This window comes from Citrobacter sp. L55 (assembly GCF_002850715.1).
Taxonomy (GTDB): domain Bacteria; phylum Pseudomonadota; class Gammaproteobacteria; order Enterobacterales; family Enterobacteriaceae; genus Citrobacter; species Citrobacter braakii.
This window is the reverse complement of record NZ_KZ559399.1, coordinates 785,007-802,930: the sequence shown is the minus strand read 5'-3', so window position 1 is coordinate 802,930 and position 17,924 is coordinate 785,007. Positions and strand designations below refer to the sequence as shown.

Sequence of the window (17,924 nt, the reverse complement as noted above, 5' to 3'; positions counted from 1 at the left end):
TATAACATAACAATTTAATCAATAGACATTACTGCACGTTATTGCCTCACGCTTCAATGAGTTTTCTGGAGCAGATCTGATCAAGCAGAGCCTGCTGATGGCTGATAATGAGCATACCTAATGGCCGACGCTGGCACTCTTCAAGCAGCAATACCCAGATATCTTTTTGAATGGAAGGATCGAGCTGGGCGGTAATTTCATCGGCAATAAGAAAACGTGTCCGCGGATCCAGCGCGCGAAGTAAAGCAATTCGCGCCAGTTCACCGCCAGAAAGCTGTCCGGGACGGCGAGTTAACCACTCAGGGTTGATGTGAAGACGGGTAAGCAGTTCAGCATCAGGTCGCCAGGCATCATGAACCGCATCGCCGGTGCTACGCCGCGGGTTAAAGGTTAATTCCGGATGCTGTGGCACCAGTTGCACCGGGCAATACTGGTGCAATGGCAGCGGTTGGTCATCAACCAGAATGTCACCCGAGGTCGGTTTTTGCCAGCCCGCCAGTACGCGTCCCAGCGTTGTTTTGCCGGTTCCGCTGGGTGCACAAACCCCAATGCGTTCTCCGGGGCGCAGAGAGAAGGTCAGATTTTGCCATAGCACCTTTCCTCCCTGACAAATCGTCACCTCACGACAGCACAGCATCGCGCTCTCCAAAAAGTTGATTTCTTTCAGGCAGCGCACGCCATTGGCGTTGCAGATGCTCGCTGATCTCTCCGCGTAACAGCTGTTCCCGGCTGACGTTATCCGACACCCTTCCCTGATGCAGCGCGACAATGCGGTCCGCGTGGCGAGCGGCCAGCGTGAGGTCGTGCGTTACCCATAAAACGCCAGCCCCTTGCTCACATTGCTCACGTAGCTGTTCAAGCAGTTGATTAGCCAGCGGTGCATCAAGCCAGGCGGTAATTTCATCAGCCAGAATATAGCGAGCCTGGCTCAGCGACGCGTGACAGGCCAGAACACGTTTCGCCATCCCCCCCGAAAGCTGGCGTGGGAAGGCATCTAATACGCGACTTTCCAGTTGGCTACGCTGGAGCAATCGTTCAATTTTTCCGGCATTCCAGGCCTGGCCGGAGAGCTGACTTGCCCTGCGCAGATGCTTTTCAATCGAGAGCAGCGGGTTAAGCGCCTGAACACCTTGCGGGACATAGCTGAAAGTATTGCCACGACATTTGCGAATATCATCACTGTCCAGCGTTTTCCCCTCCAGGGTGATGGAGCCGTTGAAACGCAAATTGTCCGGTAAGAGATCAAGCAGACATTGCAGCAACAGGCTTTTACCTTCCCCACTACCCCCAACTAACGCCACCATCTGACCAGGCGCTACGTCGAAAGAGATATCCTGCAACAGCGAAGACCAGTTTCTCGCGCCGTACCAGCGATAACGCGCCACGTCCAGCGAGACCTGTCTTAAACTCAACATGCGTCACCTCGTAACCATAAACGATGCACTGCCCTTGCGAGCTGATCGAATAACATAACCAGACTGAATAGCATCAGCCCGGGAAACAGCACTAACCACCAGTCGCCATGACTGATAAACCTCAGCGCATCAGCCAGCAACAGGCCCAGCGATGGTTCATGCGGCGCCAGCCCAAAACCGAGGAAGCTCAACGCCGCGCTGTGCAACACCGCGTGGGGAAACATCAGCAAGGTTCCCGTTAACCACTGGGGTAACAATGCCGGGAGATAGTGATGCCGCCAGCAGTAAAAATGTCCGTGTCCCAGACGCCAGGTCAATGTTAGATAGTCACTGTGGGCCACGCGCTGCGCTTCGGCACGCAGGATTAGCGCCAGACGCGGCCAGTGGGTCAACGCAACCGCCATAATCACCCCATTTTTTCCGCCGCCCAGCGTGAAACAGATCAATATGAGCAACAGCAGATGCGGCATTGACAGCATGGCATCGGTAATCAGACGCATTAGTACATCCAGACGCGGATGTATACGTGAAACCGCCGCCATCAGTAATGCGATGAAGCCGCTGCAAAACGCTGCGCCAATACCAATTTGCAGACTGGTTAACGCGCCCTGAAAGCAACGAATCCACAGATCGCGACCGAGGTTATCGGTGCCAAACCAATACAGCGCATCAGGCGGTAAATGACGGGCAAGCAGATTAACGCTCAATGGGTTATCCAGCGTCGCGGCGCCATACACCGCAATGCCTAGCAGGCAGCTAAAAGAGAGCAGAAGACGAATCAGCGTCGGCGTCGGATTATAGAGCATCAGGTCGCTCCAGAGCACGGTTCAACACATGGACAAGCCAGGTAGACAGCGAGTTGCCAATGAACACCAGTATGGTACTGAACAACACAATTCCCATCAGTAACGGCAGATCGCCGCGTAATCCGGCATCAATAGTGGCCTGTCCCAGTCCCGGATAAGCAAAAACTTTTTCCGCCAGCAGTGCGCCGCCCAGCAATTCTCCCAGCGAGGCAAACTGCAGGCACAGCGCGGGCGTGATAGCGTGGCGCAGAACCTGATGACGCAGCAGCGACCAGCCTTTATCTCCCTGAGAACGCGCAAAACGGACAAAATCGCTTTTCATCACGCTGGCGATACTTTCCCGCGTATGAAGTGTAATTTGGCCAAGTCCCAATAAACTTAGCGCGCAAACGGGCAGCACTAAATGGCGCAGACGCTCAGCCAGCGTGGCCATATCACCACTGTTGCCCGGCTCCCACGCGCAGCAGACCGGAAATACCGGCCAGCGCACGGCAAATAACGCCAGCAGCAGCATGCCAATCCAGAAGGTCGGCAACGACGAAAGCAGATAGCTGAGTCGACAGATTGCTTTATCCGGCCAGCGATTCAGATAACGACCCGCGACAAACCCCATTGCCGTTCCCAGTATGCCGGAGAGCAGCCACGCGCCGCCAAGCAAGGCAAACGAAGTTGCAAAGCGCTCCTTGATTACGCTGGCAACCGGTGCATTAAACAACATTGAGTAGCCGAGATCGCCCTGCAATACACGTATAAACCAGTGACTAAAACGCTCCCATAACGGCTGGTCTAATCCCCAGCGAGCAGCGATACGCGCATATTGTTCCGGCGGCACGTGCAGGAGATCGTTGCCAATATAGGCGCGAATCGGATCGACAGGAGAAAAGCTTAGCAGCATAAAAGTGCCAGCCGCAACCAGCACTAATAACACTATCAGCCGTAGAAAATGGCCTACAACAGACTTCATCAACGGCAGGTCCAGGTCCATTCATCCAGATTATTGAGCAGGGACCAGCTACCGTGGATCTCCGGCGCGCCTTTGCCTAAGTCAATACACGGATTTGCCAGATAAGTGTGCTGAATGTTCAGCAGCCATGCCCAGGCGGCATCGCCCTGCACCCCAGCCCCTTGCTTGCCATCCCACTCCACCTGTTGCCAGAAAGGCAACGCTTTTTGCCAGTCCGGAGCATCAATGGCCTGTTTAAGATGTTGTTCAACGACGGGATTGCTGTAATAGCCTGGATTGTAGTATTCCACGCCCGCGGCCTGATTGCTGTAGTGATGGAAAAGCTCCATCGGATCCAGGCTTCCCCAGCCAAACAGCGTCGGATTCGCATGCATATGCCGCTCAACGGTTTCCCAGCTTCCGGATTGCAGCGAGACCTGAATACCCACGGGCTCCAGCATCGCACGTACGGCCTCGGCTAAATCCCGGCGCGTACTGTCTCCGCTGGCGTACCATAGAGTCAGGCGAGCCTCTTTACCGTCTTTCACGCGTACGCCGTCTTTCCCCACCTTCCAGCCGGCTTCTTCCAGAATCATCCGCGCTTTTTCGCTGTCGCCATCTTTGAACGCAACTGACTGTCCCTGCCATGGCAGGCCCTGAACCGCGCTATACGCCGGAATCGCATGACCTTCCATGACCTGATCGGCAAGTTGTTTACGATCGATGGCGTAGTTGATGGCGCGTCTGATGGCGATATCAGCCGTGATATCGTTGCCGACCGGATAACCATTGGCGTCTTTTTTACCCGCAGGGACCATTGGGAACACAATGCCACGGTTTTCCACGCTGTCGCGTACCCAAAGCTTCAAATTCTGCTGTTGAGGGGCGACCGCCATCGAAGGCGCAATACGCACGAGTCCCAGTTGACTACTGCGCGCTGCGGCATAAGCGTTATCTTCATCAAGGAAGACAAACACCAGCTTACTAAAATCATTTTTCTTACCGGCATACCAGGGGTTCGCCTCCACGATCAACTGCTGCCCCGGCTGAAAACTCACCAACCGATAGGGGCCTGCGCCAATCGGATTTTTGGCGAATGTTTTTTCGTCATACCGTTTTTCGGGAACAATACCCAAAGAGCCCAGCACGTTCACAAAGGTGCTCTGCGGGCTGCGCAGCGTGATTTCTACCGTGCGGTTATCTTTCAGGCTGGCATGAGTAAAGTTTCCCATGTCGATTTTGCCGCCGCTCTTTGCGGCTTTATTATAGGTGAACACCACATCTTCAGCGGTTAGCGGGGAACCATCGGAGAATTTAAGGTCAGGTTTTAACGTCAACGTCCAGGTTTTGCCGTCAGCACTGGTTTCAACTTTTTCCGTCAGCAGGTTACCCCAGCTCATATCTGCGTTTTGTTTTAATAATGGTGCATGCAAAAGCAAATAGCTGCCATGACTCCAGCCCAGCATCGGGTCAAACCCTTCCGTTGGCTCAGGTCCAATTGCCAGCTTCAACGTCTGCCCCTCGCTCACATTTTGCGCGGCGAGAAGTGGTGAGGTTAATGCGAGAGTCAATGCGCACGTAAGCAGTGCCAGCTTGCCTTTAATCATTATGTTATCCAGATTTGCGTTATTTTTATGCCGTTAAACGGTCTCCTGGGGAAGGGATTATGGCGGACTGAAATGACGAAAAAAATGATGCGGCGCAGAAAAGTATGACGATTCTATAAAATTATCATACTTTTTTCTGATACTCCTAATTGAGTACCCTCTGAATCACAGAAAATAGATTAAATGTTAGCCAGTCAATTAATGGCAAATTAATTACAACCTAATGATTACAAATACTAATTATTGGTCATTTCCGCTATTTACTTAGCTAAAACTAATGACAATTTATGTATATTTATTCAAGAAAAACACCAGAAGTGATAAGTTATGTAAACATATAATGATAATTATTTTTATTATCATTCCCATCAATTATCTTACTTCCTTTGAATTTTTAACAAAGGAAGTTTGACTATGCGCTTAAAACCTGTTGCTTCTGTTGTTCTGTCCTGTTTAGGATTTTCCAGTCCCCTGGCCTTCGCTGAAGATGTTATGGTGGTAACCGCTTCCGGTTACGAAAAGAAAATCACCAACGCTGCCGCCAGCGTCTCCGTTATTTCACAGCAAGAGTTACAAACCAATAAATATAATGATTTAGGCGAAGCCCTGCGTTCTGTTGAAGGGGTGGATGTTGAAAGCAGCACCGGTAAAACCGGTGGCCTGGAGATCAGCATTCGTGGCATGCCCGCCAGTTATACCCTGATCCTGATTGACGGTATTCGTCAAAACGGCAGCAGCGATGTGACGCCAAACGGCTTCTCAGCTATGAATACCAGCTTTATGCCTCCACTGGCGGCAATCGATCATATTGAGGTGATCCGCGGCCCGATGTCGACGCTTTACGGCTCCGACGCAATCGGTGGCGTGGTGAATATCATTACCAAAAAAAGCACCGATAAATGGAGCACCTCCATCAATACCGGCGTTAACCTGCAAGAGAGTAATAAATGGGGTAACAGCACGGTCGCCAACTTCTGGTCAAGCGGCCCGTTAATCGCTGGCGTACTGGATATGCAGGTTCGGGGTAGCACCACCCAACGTCAGGGTTCCAGCGTTACCTCCCTGAGCGATACCTCCTCCACTCGCGTACCTTATCCTACCGAGTCAGAAAACTATAACATCGGCACGCGACTCGACTGGAAGACGAATGAAAGCAATACGCTATGGTTAGATCTCGACTCCGCCAGACAGCGCTATGATAACGATGACGGTCAGTTGGGTAACCTGACGGGGGGTTACGATAAAACGCTGCGCTATGAGCGTAACAAAGTCACCCTCGGCCACGATACCGCCTTAACGTTCGGCACCTGGAAATCCTCCCTCGGCTGGAATGAAACTGAGAACAAAGGACGACAACTGGTCTCCTCCGCACTCACGCCAGAGAACGCAGGCCGGGCCGGTGACGCACGTGAACTGAAGAACACCAACGTCATTCTGGACTCAGTACTGCTGACACCATTAGGTGATTCGCACCTCTTAACCCTCGGCGGGGAATATTGGGATGCGCGCATGAAAGACGGTGTGGTGCTGGCCAATACCGGCGAAACGTTCCATCAAAAAACGTGGGCAGCCTATGTAGAAGATGAATGGCATATTCTCGACTCGTTGGCCTTAACCGCAGGGACACGCTACGAGCATAACGATGTCTTTGGCGGTCATTTCAGCCCACGCGCGTATATGGTTTGGGACGTATCCGACGAATGGACGCTCAAAGGCGGCGTGACGACAGGTTATAAAGCGCCATCACTGAGCCAGTTACATAACGGGATCAGCGGCGTAACCGCGCAAGGAACCGTGAATACGGTCGGTAATCCGGACCTAAAACCTGAGGAAAGTATCAGCTACGAAACCGGGCTGTATTACGAGAACGACACCGGACTGAACGCCAACATTACCGGCTTCTATACAGAATACAAAAATAAAATTGTCTCGTATTCTATCGATGATAATACCAACAGCTATACCAACAGCGGCAAGGCAAGGACCGATGGCGTTGAATTTGCCAGCACCTTCCCTCTGTGGTCGGATGTGCTGACTTTATCCCTCAACTACACCTACACCCAGAGCAAGCAAAAAGATGGTGACAATAAAGGCGCACCGTTAAGCTACACGCCAAAACATATGGCTAACGCTCGCCTGAACTGGCAGGCAACGGAAGATATGAATGCCTGGCTGAGCGCACGTTATCGCGGTAAAGCCCCACGCTTTACCGAAAATTACAACAACCTCAGCGCAGTACAAAAGGCCGTCTATGACGATAAAGGCGCTGATTTAAAAGCCTGGACCGTTCTCGACATGGGGATGTCTTATAAGCTGACCAAAGATCTGACGCTGAATACGGCGGTCAATAACGTGCTGGATAAAGACTTTAGCGAGGTTAAACTTTATCAGGTGGGGCGTAATAGCACCTACGCAGGAGATTACTATCAGACTGCACAATCCACTACCGGATACGTAAACCCGGGCCGTAACTATTGGGTATCATTAAACTACCAGTTCTGATTTAGTTTTTTCCTACCAGACGGGCTGTCAATGATAGCCCGTCTACCACTGGGTTTCATCAAATGCCCGGCACTGTTCTTTTTGCCAGCCAGCGGGGCTCCAATGTTTTTACCAGAGATAAAGCGGCAAGGAATATTTTCGTCCCCGGCAGAGAAAAAATGGCGGAATGAGAGGTAAAGCAGAACTGGGACAGAATAGTCTGGGCGAGACTTTAATCGATAGCTTTAAATAGCCATTATGTTTTATGAGTCACGGAGCAACGGGTGCCCCGTGACAGTCATTAACTTACTTCAAATACTCTCCGCTGCGCAGCGCTTCAATACGTTTATCCAACGGCGGGTGAGTCATAAACAGCTCACTCAACGACTTGGATTTACCGTTGATGCAGAACGCCATCATGCTGGTCGCTTCCTGCGGCTCATAGCTGGTTTTCAGACGCTGCAGCGCGGCGATCATTTTCTCACGCCCCACCAGTTTTGCTGAACCGGCATCCGCATGGAATTCACGATGACGTGAGAACCACATGGTAATAATGCTCGCCAGAATACCAAACACCAGTTCCAGCACCGTCGCCACTGCGAAGTAGATCAATGGGTTGCCGTTACTGCCCTCACCCTCATCGCGGTTTCCGCCCATAAAGCCAGCGGCAATTTGCGCCAGAATACGTGAGATAAAGATAACGAAGGTGTTCACCACACCCTGAATGAGCGTCATGGTAACCATATCGCCATTAGCAATGTGGCTGATTTCATGCGCGATAACGGCTTCGGCTTCGTCCGGGCTCATGTTTTGCAACAGGCCTGTACTCACAGCCACCAGCGAAGCATCCCGGCGCGCACCGGTAGCAAACGCGTTAATATCTGGCGCATGGTAGATTGCAACCTGCGGCATAGCGATCCCAGCCTGGCGAGCCTGATTCGCTACCGTATTCATCAGCCAGCGTTCTCTTTCATTGCGAGGCTGTTCGATCACTTCCCCACCAACGGATTTTAACGCCATCCATTTGGACATCAGCAGCGAAATGAAGGAACCACCAAAACCAAACAGCAGTGCCATGATCAACAAGCCTTGAACGCTGCTTGACTGAATCCCTGTCAGGCTCAATACCAGCCCGAAAACGACCATCACAGCCAGGTTCGTCAGCAGGAAGAGCGCGATTCGCATCATAATTTTCTTTTAACCTCAATTTAACAAAACGCACTATGCGATTACCCATATCGTATGGGTCTTATGGCTATTTTCAAGCATCCATAGGTGCTAAGTCACCAGAAAGACACAACTTTACATTTTATCGTATCACACTGACGTCTTCATGCGTTTGTTAAAAAAACAGGCACAATTTCTTGTGCCTGTTGGAGGTTATTTACTGGTTGCGGGCTGTTCCGCTGGCTTTTCTTTTTCAAGATGCGCCAGGTCAAGCGCAATTTTTACCGTTTCATCCAGGTAGGGATCTGGTTCCTGGTAATCCTTCGGTAAATCGTCCAGTTTTTTCAGCGGCGGCTTACCTTCTCGCTTAAACCGATCGTTGATACGCGCCAGACGCATTGCGTCATCTTCGTTATTCTCTTTCTCGCGCTGAGCGTAATTGAGAGAAGCGATGTTGCGTTTATCCTTCATCGCATTGAAACGCGCAATATCCTTCATGATGTACTGGAACTCAGGATCGTTGGCAATTCGCGCATTGTGCTCTTTTAACAATTCAGGTCCGAACGGCGTCAGATTCTCTGATTTGGTGTAGGTCGCAGCATCAATGCTATCCCACGGCAGCGCGTTATCTTCAAACTTCTCACCGGTTTCCGTTTCTTCATTACCTGTCGGCATGATGATGTCCGGCGTAACGCCCTTACGCTGTGTACTGCCACCGTTTACACGGTAGAATTTCTGGATCGTATACTGAACAGAACCCAGCGCCGGCCATTCCGGACGCAGCATCTGATCATAAATACGGTTCAGAGAGCGATACTGCTGTACAGTGCCTTTCCCGAAAGTCGGTTCACCAACGATCAACGCACGACCATAATCCTGCATTGCCGCAGCAAAAATCTCTGATGCCGAAGCACTGAAGCGATCGACTAACACTACCAGCGGGCCTTTGTAGTACACAACGCCGTCGGTATCGCTGTCTTCACGCACTTTACCGTTATTGTCACGAACCTGAACCACCGGGCCGGAAGGAATGAACAGACCGGAGAGCGAAACGGCTTCGGTCAGCGCGCCGCCACCGTTAGTGCGCAGATCGATAATGATGCTGCTGACGTTCTGTTTTTCCAGCTTCTGCAACTGAACTTTGACATCATCCGTCAGGCCAACATAGAAGCCAGGGATATCCAGTACGCCGACTTTTTCTTTGCCAACGGTTTTCACGGACATTTTCACGGCGCGGTCTTCGAGACGAATACGTTCACGCGTTAACGTGACGGTGCGCGTCTTGGTTCCTTTACCGGCAGGCAGGATTTCAAGGCGAACTTTGCTGCCTTTGGGTCCTTTGATCAGCGCAACAACGTCATCCAGACGCCAGCCAATCACGTCGACCATTCCCTTACCGGTCTGACCCACGCCGACAATACGGTCGCCAACGCTTATTGCTTTGCTCTTGGCTGCCGGGCCGCCCGCCACCATGGAGTTAATGACGGTGTAGTCATCATCCATTTGCAAAACCGCGCCAATACCTTCCAGAGACAGGCTCATTTCAGTATTGAACTGTTCGGTATTGCGTGGAGAGAGATAGTTAGTATGCGGGTCGATCTCACGGGCGAAAGCCGTCATCGCCAGAGAGAACACATCTTCGCTGTTGGTCTGCGCCAGACGGCGAATCGCAAACTTGTAGCGACGCGTCAGCGTTTCACGAATTTCCGCATCGGTTTTGCCGGTCAGCTTCAGGCTGAGTTCGTCAAATTTAACCTTGCCGTCCCACAGCGCGTTAAGCTCTGCTTCGCTCTTCGGCCATGGCGCTTTGCTCCGGTCGAGGTTAAAGGTGTCGGTACCGGTGAAATCCATTGGACGTGCCAGTACGCTTAAAGCGTACTGATAACGTTCAAATCGGCGTTTTTGCGCCAGATTATAGAGATCGTAAAAAACATCCAGCTTGCCGGTACGCAGTTCATCGCCAAGGACCGTTTTCTTTTTTGCATACTGTTCGATATCGCTCGCCAACAGCACGTTGTGGCTGTAGTCGAGCAGATTCAAATAGCGGTCAAAAATTTTTGCCGAAAACGCCTGATCCAGATCGAACTGGCGATAGTGCGAACGCGTAAAACGCGATGTCACACGTTCACTTACCGTCGCATGCTGGGTTTCTTCCTTTAAAACGGGGATTTGATCGGCACGCGTGATATCTTCCACAGCAAGTGCCTGGCCTGCTAATGCAAGCAGACCAGCTAACGCAGTAAGCCTAAAAAAAGTGTTCATGCCAGGCCTGGCCTCCGTTTCAGAACACCAGGTGTTCTGCGCGTACAATCAAAGACATACCCGAATTCAGCTGTACACGGACGCCATCTTTGGTGATTTCTAATACGGTGGCATCCATCGCATTATTACCTGCTTTCACCTTCAGAGACTGCCCTACCGTCAGTACTGAAATATCAGATACCGGGGTATGCTGTTCTTCACGAGGAGCACGCGGTGCTTTTGCTGCTGGTTTCTCAGCGCGAGGTTTACGCTCAGCGCCTTCTTTACGACGCGGTGCAGGACGCGGCTTACGCTCGCGACGCGGTGCGTCTTCTTTTTCACCGGCAGCAGCGGCTGCTTCGCGTTTTTTCGCCTGTTGCTCTGCACGTTGCGCCTGAACGCGGGCTTTAGCTTCTTCCAGCTGTTTGCGAGCATGTTCAACATGCTGCTCATCCAGCTCACCACAAGGGTTGCCGTCGAGATCAACACGCGTTGCGCCCAATTTAACGCCATACAGATAGCGCCAGCTTGAAGTATAGAGACGTAAGGCAGAGCGGAGCTGCGTCTTGCTGAGGTTCATTTCGCCCTCAACACGCTCTACCAGATCCTGAAAAATGCCAATTTTCAGTGGGCGTGCTTCGCCTTCCGCACTAAAACACTGCGGGAAGCGTTCGGCCAGAAACGCGATGACTTCTTTACTGCTATTCAACTTAGGTTGATTTTCCATGAAATTTCCTGATTACAACGGACGTAGCCAACAAGCGCAGGCATGAACAGGCGACATTATAATGACGTCATCAGTAATTGCTACGTTATCCGTTGATTATCCTGCGACGCGCGCAAAGAATTTTTTGTAATCCGTCGTTGCAAGCACGGTTTCAAGCTGTGCCACCAGCGTTCGCAGCCCCTGTTCATCCTCGTCAGTAAAGCGGCCAAACGCCGTGCTATCGATATCCAGCACGCCGATTATCTGATTTTCGACGGTGATTGGCAGGACGATTTCAGCGTTGCTGGCGGCATCACATGCGATGTGTCCGTCAAAAGCATGAACGTCCTCAATGCGCTGAACCTGGTTCTGCGCTACTGCGGTCCCACACACCCCGCGTCCTACCGGGATCCGCACGCAGGCGATTTTTCCCTGGAAAGGTCCCAGCACCAGCGTATCGTTTTCGAGCAGATAAAAACCGGCCCAGTTTACTTCTGCAAGACGTTCATACAACAACGCGCTGGTATTTGCCAGCGTTGCCAGAAAACTGGTTTCACCTGCCATTAATGCCTGAAAGTCACGGTTCAGATCCGTGTATAGCTCTGTTTTGTTCATTATGTAATCACTTAGTTGTCTTACTTAAAGCTGCAGCCTACTAAAATAAACATTAAATGCGTTAATGCTCAAGATCATTCCCGTCATGAGTTAAGATAACATTACTTCAACAATTTGATTCGCGATACATGGCCTTAACGACACCACGCATCACGCCGACTAAAAAAATAGCCATCAGGTCCATTGGTGATGCACTCCCTCGTGCGCATTACCATCGTTGCCCTGAATGTGACCTGATCTTTAGCTTGCCTAAAATGCGTTCGCATCAAAGTGCATTTTGCCCACGCTGTCAGGCAAAAATTCGTGACGGACGCGACTGGTCATTAACACGACTGGCGGCTATGGCTTTCACCATGCTGCTGCTGATGCCCTTTGCCTGGGGAGAACCGCTCCTGCACATCTATTTATTAGGTGTGCGCATTGACGCCAATGTGCTACAAGGCATCTGGCAAATGACCCGACAAGGAGACCCACTCACCGCATCCTTTGTACTCTTTTGCGTTGCCGGCGCGCCCATCATTCTCGTGACCTCAATCGCTTATCTGTGGTTTGGCAATATTCTTGGGATGAACCTGCGCCCTGTGCTGCTGATGCTGGAAAGGCTCAAAGAGTGGGTGATGCTTGATATCTACCTGGTGGGCATTGGCGTCGCATCAATCAAAGTTCAGGACTATGCTTTTTTGCAACCCGGTGTAGGTCTGTTTGCTTTTATTGCGCTGGTGATCCTCAGTGTTTTGACGCTGTCGCACCTTAACGTTGAGCAGCTTTGGGACCGTTTCTACCCGCAAAGACCAGCCCGTCGGCCCGATGAAAAACTTCGCGTCTGCCTCGGTTGCCACTTTACAGGTTATCCGGACGCCCGAGGTCGCTGCCCTCGCTGTCATATCCCGTTGCGCTGGCGCAGGAATCAAAGTATCCAAAAGTGTTGGGCTGCTCTGCTGGCCTCGATCGTCCTGCTTTTGCCTGCTAATCTGCTGCCCATCTCGGTAATTTATGTCAATGGCGGCCGCCAGGAAGACACGATCCTGTCAGGCATAATGTCCCTGGCGAACAGCAACGTTGGCGTAGCGGCGATTGTTTTTATCGCCAGTATTCTGGTGCCATTCACCAAAGTGATTGTGATGTTTACGTTGCTCATCAGCATCCATTTTAGATGTGAGCAAGGATTGCGTACCCGCATCAAACTGCTGCGTATGGTGACCTGGATTGGTCGCTGGTCGATGCTGGATCTCTTTGTTATCGCTTTAACCATGTCGCTGATTAATCGCGATCAGATACTTGCTTTTACTATGGGGCCAGCTGCGTTTTATTTCGGCGCAGCGGTAATATTGACTATTCTTGCTGTGGAATGGCTGGACAGCCGCTTACTTTGGGATGCACATGAGTCAGGAAACGCCCGCTTCGCAGACTGAAGCGCAGATTAAAACTAAACGCCGTATCTCTCCGTTCTGGCTGCTGCCGTTCATCGCGCTGATGATTGCAGGATGGCTTATCTGGGGAAGCTATGAAGATCGCGGCAATACCGTAACCATTGACTTTATGTCTGCTGACGGCATTGTGCCGGGCCGTACTCCCGTTCGCTATCAGGGCGTTGAAGTGGGCACCGTGCAGGATATCAACCTCAGCGAAGATCTACGCAAAATCGAAGTACGCGTCAGCATCAAATCGACCATGAAAGATGCTCTGCGCAAAGATACCCAGTTCTGGTTGGTCACGCCGAAAGCGTCGCTGGCGGGGGTTTCTGGCCTGGATGCGTTGGTTGGCGGCAACTATATCGGCATGATGCCCGGAACCGGCGAGCCGGAAGATCATTTCGTCGCCCTCGATACGCAGCCAAAATATCGTCTGGATAATGGCGATTTGATGCTGCACCTGCGCGCCCCTGACCTCGGGTCGCTCAATAGCGGTTCGCTGGTTTATTTCCGCAAGATTCCGGTGGGCCGGGTATATGACTACACCATCAACCCAAATCATCAGGGCGTAACCATCGACGTGCTGATCGAGCGTCGCTTTACCAACCTGGTGAAAAAAGGCAGCCGTTTCTGGAACGTGTCCGGTGTGAATGCGGATGTCAGCCTCAGCGGAGCGAAGATCAAGCTGGAGAGTCTGGCGGCGCTGGTCAATGGCGCCATTGCTTTTGATTCGCCCGAAGACTCTAAACCCGCGGTGGCCGATGACACGTTTGGTTTGTATCAGGATCTCGCGCACAGCCAGCGGGGAGTGATCGTCAAGCTTGATTTACCCAGCGGCGATGGACTCAAGGCCGGCTCAACGTCGCTGATGTATCAAGGATTAGAAGTCGGGCAACTGACCAAACTGGATTTAAATCCAGGCGGTAAAGTGACCGGCGAAATGACGGTCGATCCCAGCGTCGTAACGCTGCTGCGCGACAATACGCGAATTGAATTACACAGCCCTAAATTATCGTTAAACGATGCCAATATCAGTTCGTTACTGACGGGCAAAACTTTCGAGCTGGTACCTGGCGAGGGCGAGCCGCGTAACCAGTTTGCGGTTATTCCTGCTGAGAAGTCGTTGTTACACGATCCGGGCGTCATGACGCTTACGCTGACCGCGCCGGAGAGTTACGGTATTGATGCCGGTCAGCCACTGATTCTTCACGGCGTACAGGTCGGTCAGGTGATTGATCGCACGCTCTCTGGCAAAGGTGTTTCATTTACCGTTGCCATCGAGCCACAGCATCGCGCCCTGGTGCAAGGTGACAGTAAGTTTGTGGTCAACAGCCGGGTTGACGTCAAGGTCGGGCTTGATGGCGTGGAATTCCTTGGCGCCAGCGCCAGCGAATGGCTCAGCGGCGGCATTCGGATTTTGCCCGGTACCAAGGGTGAAATGAAAAAAAGCTACCCGCTGTATGCCAACCTGGAAAAAGCGATTGAAAACAGCCTGAGCGATCTGCCAACTACCACGCTCAGCCTGAGCGCCGAAACGCTGCCTGATGTGCAGGCCGGTTCGGTGGTGTTATACCGCAAATTCGAGGTCGGTGAAGTGATTAGCGTTCGCCCACGCGCCGATGCGTTTGATATCGATCTGCATATCAAACCGGAATATCGCAACCTGCTGACCAGCAACAGCGTATTCTGGGCCGAAGGCGGGGCAAAGGTTCAGCTTAACGGTAGCGGATTGACCGTACAGGCATCTCCCCTGTCGCGAGCGCTCAAAGGGGCGATTAGCTTCGATAACCTCAGCGGTGCCAGCGCCAGCCAACGCAAAGGCGACAAGCGTATTCTGTATGCTTCCGAAACCGCTGCACGTGCAGTGGGCGGGCAGATAACCCTGCACGCGTTCGATGCCGGTAAACTCGCGGCGGGCATGCCAATTCGCTACCTGGGGATCGATATCGGCCAGATCCAGACGCTTGAGCTGATCACCGCCCGTAACGAAGTTCAGGCAAAAGCGGTTCTGTATCCGGAATACGTGCAGACTTTTGCCCGTAGCGGTACCCGCTTCTCCGTGATCACACCGCAAATCTCAGCGGCAGGCGTCGAGCATCTGGATACGATCTTACAGCCGTATATTAACGTTGAACCAGGACGCGGTAACCCGCGCCGTGATTTTGAACTGCAGGAAGCCACCATTACCGACTCTCGTTACCTCGATGGTCTGAGTATTGTGGTAGAAGCGCCGGAAGCAGGTTCGCTGAATATCGGTACGCCTGTCCTGTTCAGAGGCATTGAAGTGGGGACCGTCACCGGGCTGACGCTGGGCTCGCTTTCTGACCGCGTGATGGTGGCGATGCGCATTAGCCAGCGCTATCAGCATCTGGTGCGGAACAACTCCGTGTTCTGGCTGGCATCCGGATACAACCTCGACTTTGGTTTGACCGGCGGCGTCGTGAAGACCGGTACCTTCAATCAGTTCATTCGCGGAGGAATCGCCTTCGCTACGCCACCGGGTACGCCGCTGGCCCCGAAAGCGCAGGCAGGTAAACACTTCCTGCTGCTCGAAAGCGAACCAAAAGAGTGGCGTGAATGGGGAACCGCCCTGCCACGTTAATCTCTCCCCTTGCTCCGGCGTACATACTCGCGCCGGAGCACTTATGCTACACTGCGCACCTGTTTTTTTGCCGGTGGTACCAAGTGGCTTATTTTCCCGACGCCTTTCTAAACCAAATGCGTGAAGCAATGCCTTCCACGCTCTCATTTGATGATTTTCTCGCTGCCTGCCAGCGTCCGCTTCGTCGCAGCATCCGCGTCAATACGCTGAAAATCTCCGTTGCCGACTTCCTCACTCTGACAGCACCTTACAACTGGTCGCTCACTCCGATACCCTGGTGCGCTGAAGGTTTCTGGATCGAACGCGATGATGAAAAGTCAGTACCACTCGGCAGTACCGCGGAACATTTAAGCGGCCTGTTTTATATTCAGGAAGCCAGCTCAATGCTGCCGGTCGCCGCGCTGTTTGCCGATGGTAACACTCCAGATCGCGTGATGGATGTCGCGGCAGCCCCCGGCTCCAAAACCACGCAAATTGCCGCAAAAATGAAAAATCAGGGCGCGATTCTGGCGAATGAGTTTTCCGCTAGTCGCGTCAAAGTCCTGCATGCCAATATCAGCCGATGCGGGATAGCCAATGTCGCGCTAACCCATTTTGACGGGCGGGTATTTGGCGCAGCGTTGCCAGAAGCCTTCGATGCCATTTTGCTGGACGCGCCGTGTTCCGGTGAAGGCGTGGTGCGTAAAGATCCCGATGCGCTAAAAAACTGGTCGCCAGAAGTAATCTGGAAATTGCCGCAACCCAGCGCGAACTTCTCGACAGCGCCTTTCATGCCTTGCGTACCGGCGGCACGTTGGTTTACTCGACCTGCACGCTGAACCGTGACGAAAATGAAGACATTATGCAGTGGTTGATTGAGACCTACCCGGACGCCGTCGAGTTTTTACCACTGGGCGATTTATTCCCGCAGGCTGAACGCGCCCTGACCCCGGAAGGATTCCTGCATGTGTTCCCGCAGATCTACGATTGTGAAGGTTTTTTCGTCGCACGTCTGCGCAAAACCGCCGCGATCCCTGCACTACCGACGCCAAAATACAAAGTCGGTAACTTCCCGTTCAGCCCGCTTAAAGGACGTGAATCCGCGCTTGTCACTCAGGCCGCTAACGCCTGTGGATTGCAGTGGGAAGACACTCTGCGCCTGTGGCAGCGTGATAAAGAGATTTGGCTGTTCCCAACCGAGATTGAAACCCTGATCGGCAAAGTCCGCTTTTCCCGACTCGGCATCAAACTCGCTGAAACGCACAATAAAGGGTACCGCTGGCAACATGAAGCCATCATTGCTCTCGCCAGCACAAATCACAGCCATGCGTTCGAACTGACCCTTGCCGAAGCCGAAGAGTGGTACCGCGGACGGGATGTCTACCCGCAGACCGCACCGACCACCGACGATGTGCTGGTTACGTTCCAGCATCAGCCGATTGGCCTGGCGAAACGTATTGGATCGCGATTAAAGAATAGCTACCCGCGCGATCTTGTCCGGGATGGCAAACTCTTTACAGGATAACGCACGTTTTTACTGGCGCTTTTGCTAACGTTGACTACGCTGAAAAATGGACGGCCTAACTGGTCGTACCACAACCAGCAAATAAACGGAGAGCACGATGATGAAAACCAGTGTGCGCATTGGCGCTTTTGAAATCGACGACGCCGAGTTACATGGCGAATCGCCAGGGGACCGAACGTTAACCATTCCATGTAAATCCGATCCGGATTTATGCATGCAACTTGATGCCTGGGATGCCGACACCAGCGTCCCGGCCCTTCTTAACGGAGAACATTCAGTTCTATTTCGCGAGCACTACGATCGTAAGTCAGATGCCTGGATCATGCGCCTTGCCTGATTCAAAAAGAACCCGTCGCCAGACGGGTTATTTCTTGGTTAATTTCCCTCATCTATCAACATCTTCTACACTACAGCTATGGCTTTAC

14 protein-coding genes and 1 pseudogene are annotated in these 17,924 nt (G+C 52.2%); 6 read left to right on the top strand and 9 right to left on the bottom strand.

The features are described 5' to 3' along the window. Positions 1 to 46 precede the first annotated feature (46 nt). Genes B9P82_RS04065 through B9P82_RS04045 form a run of 5 tightly spaced genes read right to left on the bottom strand, consistent with a single transcriptional unit; the run spans position 47 to position 4,771 of the window. Positions 47 to 637 (bottom strand): ATP-binding cassette domain-containing protein, encoded by a 591-nt coding sequence (locus B9P82_RS04065; RefSeq protein ID WP_101699982.1) that lies wholly within the window; start codon positions 635 to 637, stop codon positions 47 to 49. Continuing rightward, entirely contained in the window at positions 621 to 1,415 is a 795-nt protein-coding gene (locus B9P82_RS04060; RefSeq protein ID WP_016152790.1) for an ATP-binding cassette domain-containing protein, read from the bottom strand. The genes B9P82_RS04065 and B9P82_RS04060 overlap by 17 nt, the downstream gene beginning before the upstream one ends. Next, the gene (locus B9P82_RS04055; RefSeq protein WP_016156290.1) at positions 1,409 to 2,221 is read right to left on the bottom strand and encodes an ABC transporter permease; all 813 of its coding nucleotides are present in this window, start codon (positions 2,219 to 2,221) and stop codon (positions 1,409 to 1,411) included. The genes B9P82_RS04060 and B9P82_RS04055 overlap by 7 nt, the downstream gene beginning before the upstream one ends. After that, the gene (locus B9P82_RS04050) at positions 2,211 to 3,185 is read right to left on the bottom strand and encodes an ABC transporter permease (protein WP_101700010.1); all 975 of its coding nucleotides are present in this window, start codon (positions 3,183 to 3,185) and stop codon (positions 2,211 to 2,213) included. The genes B9P82_RS04055 and B9P82_RS04050 overlap by 11 nt, the downstream gene beginning before the upstream one ends. Further along, entirely contained in the window at positions 3,185 to 4,771 is a 1,587-nt protein-coding gene (locus B9P82_RS04045) for an ABC transporter substrate-binding protein (RefSeq protein ID WP_101699981.1), read from the bottom strand. The genes B9P82_RS04050 and B9P82_RS04045 overlap by 1 nt, the downstream gene beginning before the upstream one ends. A 414-nt stretch (positions 4,772 to 5,185) precedes the next feature. On the opposite strand from B9P82_RS04045, the gene B9P82_RS04040 reads away from it, so the two are divergent. Beyond that, a complete protein-coding gene (locus B9P82_RS04040; RefSeq protein ID WP_049271218.1) occupies positions 5,186 to 7,273 on the top strand; it encodes a TonB-dependent receptor in 2,088 nt (695 codons plus the stop codon). A gap of 285 nt (positions 7,274 to 7,558) precedes the next feature. On the opposite strand, the gene htpX is transcribed toward B9P82_RS04040, so the two are convergent. The 4 genes from htpX to B9P82_RS04020 form a co-directional block, all read right to left on the bottom strand. Beyond that, on the bottom strand, positions 7,559 to 8,440 hold the full coding sequence (htpX, locus tag B9P82_RS04035) for a protease HtpX (protein WP_003034964.1): 882 nt from the start codon (positions 8,438 to 8,440) through the stop codon (positions 7,559 to 7,561). Between the two features lie 192 nt (positions 8,441 to 8,632). Next, positions 8,633 to 10,681, bottom strand: a complete 2,049-nt coding sequence (gene prc / locus B9P82_RS04030) for a carboxy terminal-processing peptidase (protein WP_029139508.1) — start codon at positions 10,679 to 10,681, stop codon at positions 8,633 to 8,635. 19 nt (positions 10,682 to 10,700) lie between these two features. Beyond that, positions 10,701 to 11,387, bottom strand: coding sequence for an RNA chaperone ProQ (gene proQ, locus B9P82_RS04025; RefSeq protein ID WP_003833781.1), 687 nt, complete (start codon positions 11,385 to 11,387; stop codon positions 10,701 to 10,703). Positions 11,388 to 11,483: 96 nt separating this feature from the next. Next, positions 11,484 to 11,981: a GAF domain-containing protein gene (locus tag B9P82_RS04020; protein ID WP_016152783.1), complete on the bottom strand. Its 498-nt coding sequence runs from the start codon at positions 11,979 to 11,981 to the stop codon at positions 11,484 to 11,486. Between the two features lie 128 nt (positions 11,982 to 12,109). Between B9P82_RS04020 and yebS the strand changes: the two genes are divergently transcribed. The 5 genes and pseudogenes from yebS (at position 12,110) to B9P82_RS04000 (ending at position 17,836) form a co-directional block, all read left to right on the top strand. Then, entirely contained in the window at positions 12,110 to 13,393 is a 1,284-nt protein-coding gene (gene yebS / locus B9P82_RS04015) for a membrane integrity lipid transport subunit YebS (protein WP_016152782.1), read from the top strand. Next, positions 13,362 to 15,995: a PqiB family protein gene (locus B9P82_RS04010; RefSeq protein WP_019076590.1), complete on the top strand. Its 2,634-nt coding sequence runs from the start codon at positions 13,362 to 13,364 to the stop codon at positions 15,993 to 15,995. Before yebS ends, B9P82_RS04010 begins: the two co-directional genes overlap by 32 nt. Continuing rightward, positions 15,971 to 16,932 (top strand): annotated as a pseudogene (locus tag B9P82_RS29365) (NOL1/NOP2/sun family putative RNA methylase); the annotation flags it as partial. The gene B9P82_RS04010 and the pseudogene B9P82_RS29365, both read left to right, overlap by 25 nt. A 9-nt stretch (positions 16,933 to 16,941) precedes the next feature. Then, complete coding sequence (locus tag B9P82_RS29360; protein ID WP_371412079.1) at positions 16,942 to 17,499, top strand: methyltransferase RsmF C-terminal domain-like protein; 558 nt, start codon at positions 16,942 to 16,944, stop codon at positions 17,497 to 17,499. Positions 17,500 to 17,599: 100 nt separating this feature from the next. Then, positions 17,600 to 17,836, top strand: coding sequence for a YebV family protein (locus tag B9P82_RS04000; RefSeq protein ID WP_029139506.1), 237 nt, complete (start codon positions 17,600 to 17,602; stop codon positions 17,834 to 17,836). Positions 17,837 to 17,924: the final 88 nt, after the last annotated feature.

Excerpts from the sequence above, each read along its gene's own strand:
- B9P82_RS04065 (WP_101699982.1), bottom strand. The coding sequence starts at position 637 with ATGCTGTGCTGTCGTGAGGTGACGATTTGTCAGGGAGGAAAGGTGCTA.
- B9P82_RS04060 (WP_016152790.1), bottom strand. The coding sequence starts at position 1,415 with ATGTTGAGTTTAAGACAGGTCTCGCTGGACGTGGCGCGTTATCGCTGG.
- B9P82_RS04055 (WP_016156290.1), bottom strand. The coding sequence starts at position 2,221 with ATGCTCTATAATCCGACGCCGACGCTGATTCGTCTTCTGCTCTCTTTT.
- B9P82_RS04050 (WP_101700010.1), bottom strand. The coding sequence starts at position 3,185 with ATGAAGTCTGTTGTAGGCCATTTTCTACGGCTGATAGTGTTATTAGTG.
- B9P82_RS04045 (WP_101699981.1), bottom strand. The coding sequence starts at position 4,771 with ATGATTAAAGGCAAGCTGGCACTGCTTACGTGCGCATTGACTCTCGCA.
- B9P82_RS04040 (WP_049271218.1), top strand. The coding sequence starts at position 5,186 with ATGCGCTTAAAACCTGTTGCTTCTGTTGTTCTGTCCTGTTTAGGATTT.
- htpX (WP_003034964.1), bottom strand. The coding sequence starts at position 8,440 with ATGATGCGAATCGCGCTCTTCCTGCTGACGAACCTGGCTGTGATGGTC.
- prc (WP_029139508.1), bottom strand. The coding sequence starts at position 10,681 with ATGAACACTTTTTTTAGGCTTACTGCGTTAGCTGGTCTGCTTGCATTA.
- proQ (WP_003833781.1), bottom strand. The coding sequence starts at position 11,387 with ATGGAAAATCAACCTAAGTTGAATAGCAGTAAAGAAGTCATCGCGTTT.
- B9P82_RS04020 (WP_016152783.1), bottom strand. The coding sequence starts at position 11,981 with ATGAACAAAACAGAGCTATACACGGATCTGAACCGTGACTTTCAGGCA.
- yebS (WP_016152782.1), top strand. The coding sequence starts at position 12,110 with ATGGCCTTAACGACACCACGCATCACGCCGACTAAAAAAATAGCCATC.
- B9P82_RS04010 (WP_019076590.1), top strand. The coding sequence starts at position 13,362 with ATGAGTCAGGAAACGCCCGCTTCGCAGACTGAAGCGCAGATTAAAACT.
- B9P82_RS04000 (WP_029139506.1), top strand. The coding sequence starts at position 17,600 with ATGAAAACCAGTGTGCGCATTGGCGCTTTTGAAATCGACGACGCCGAG.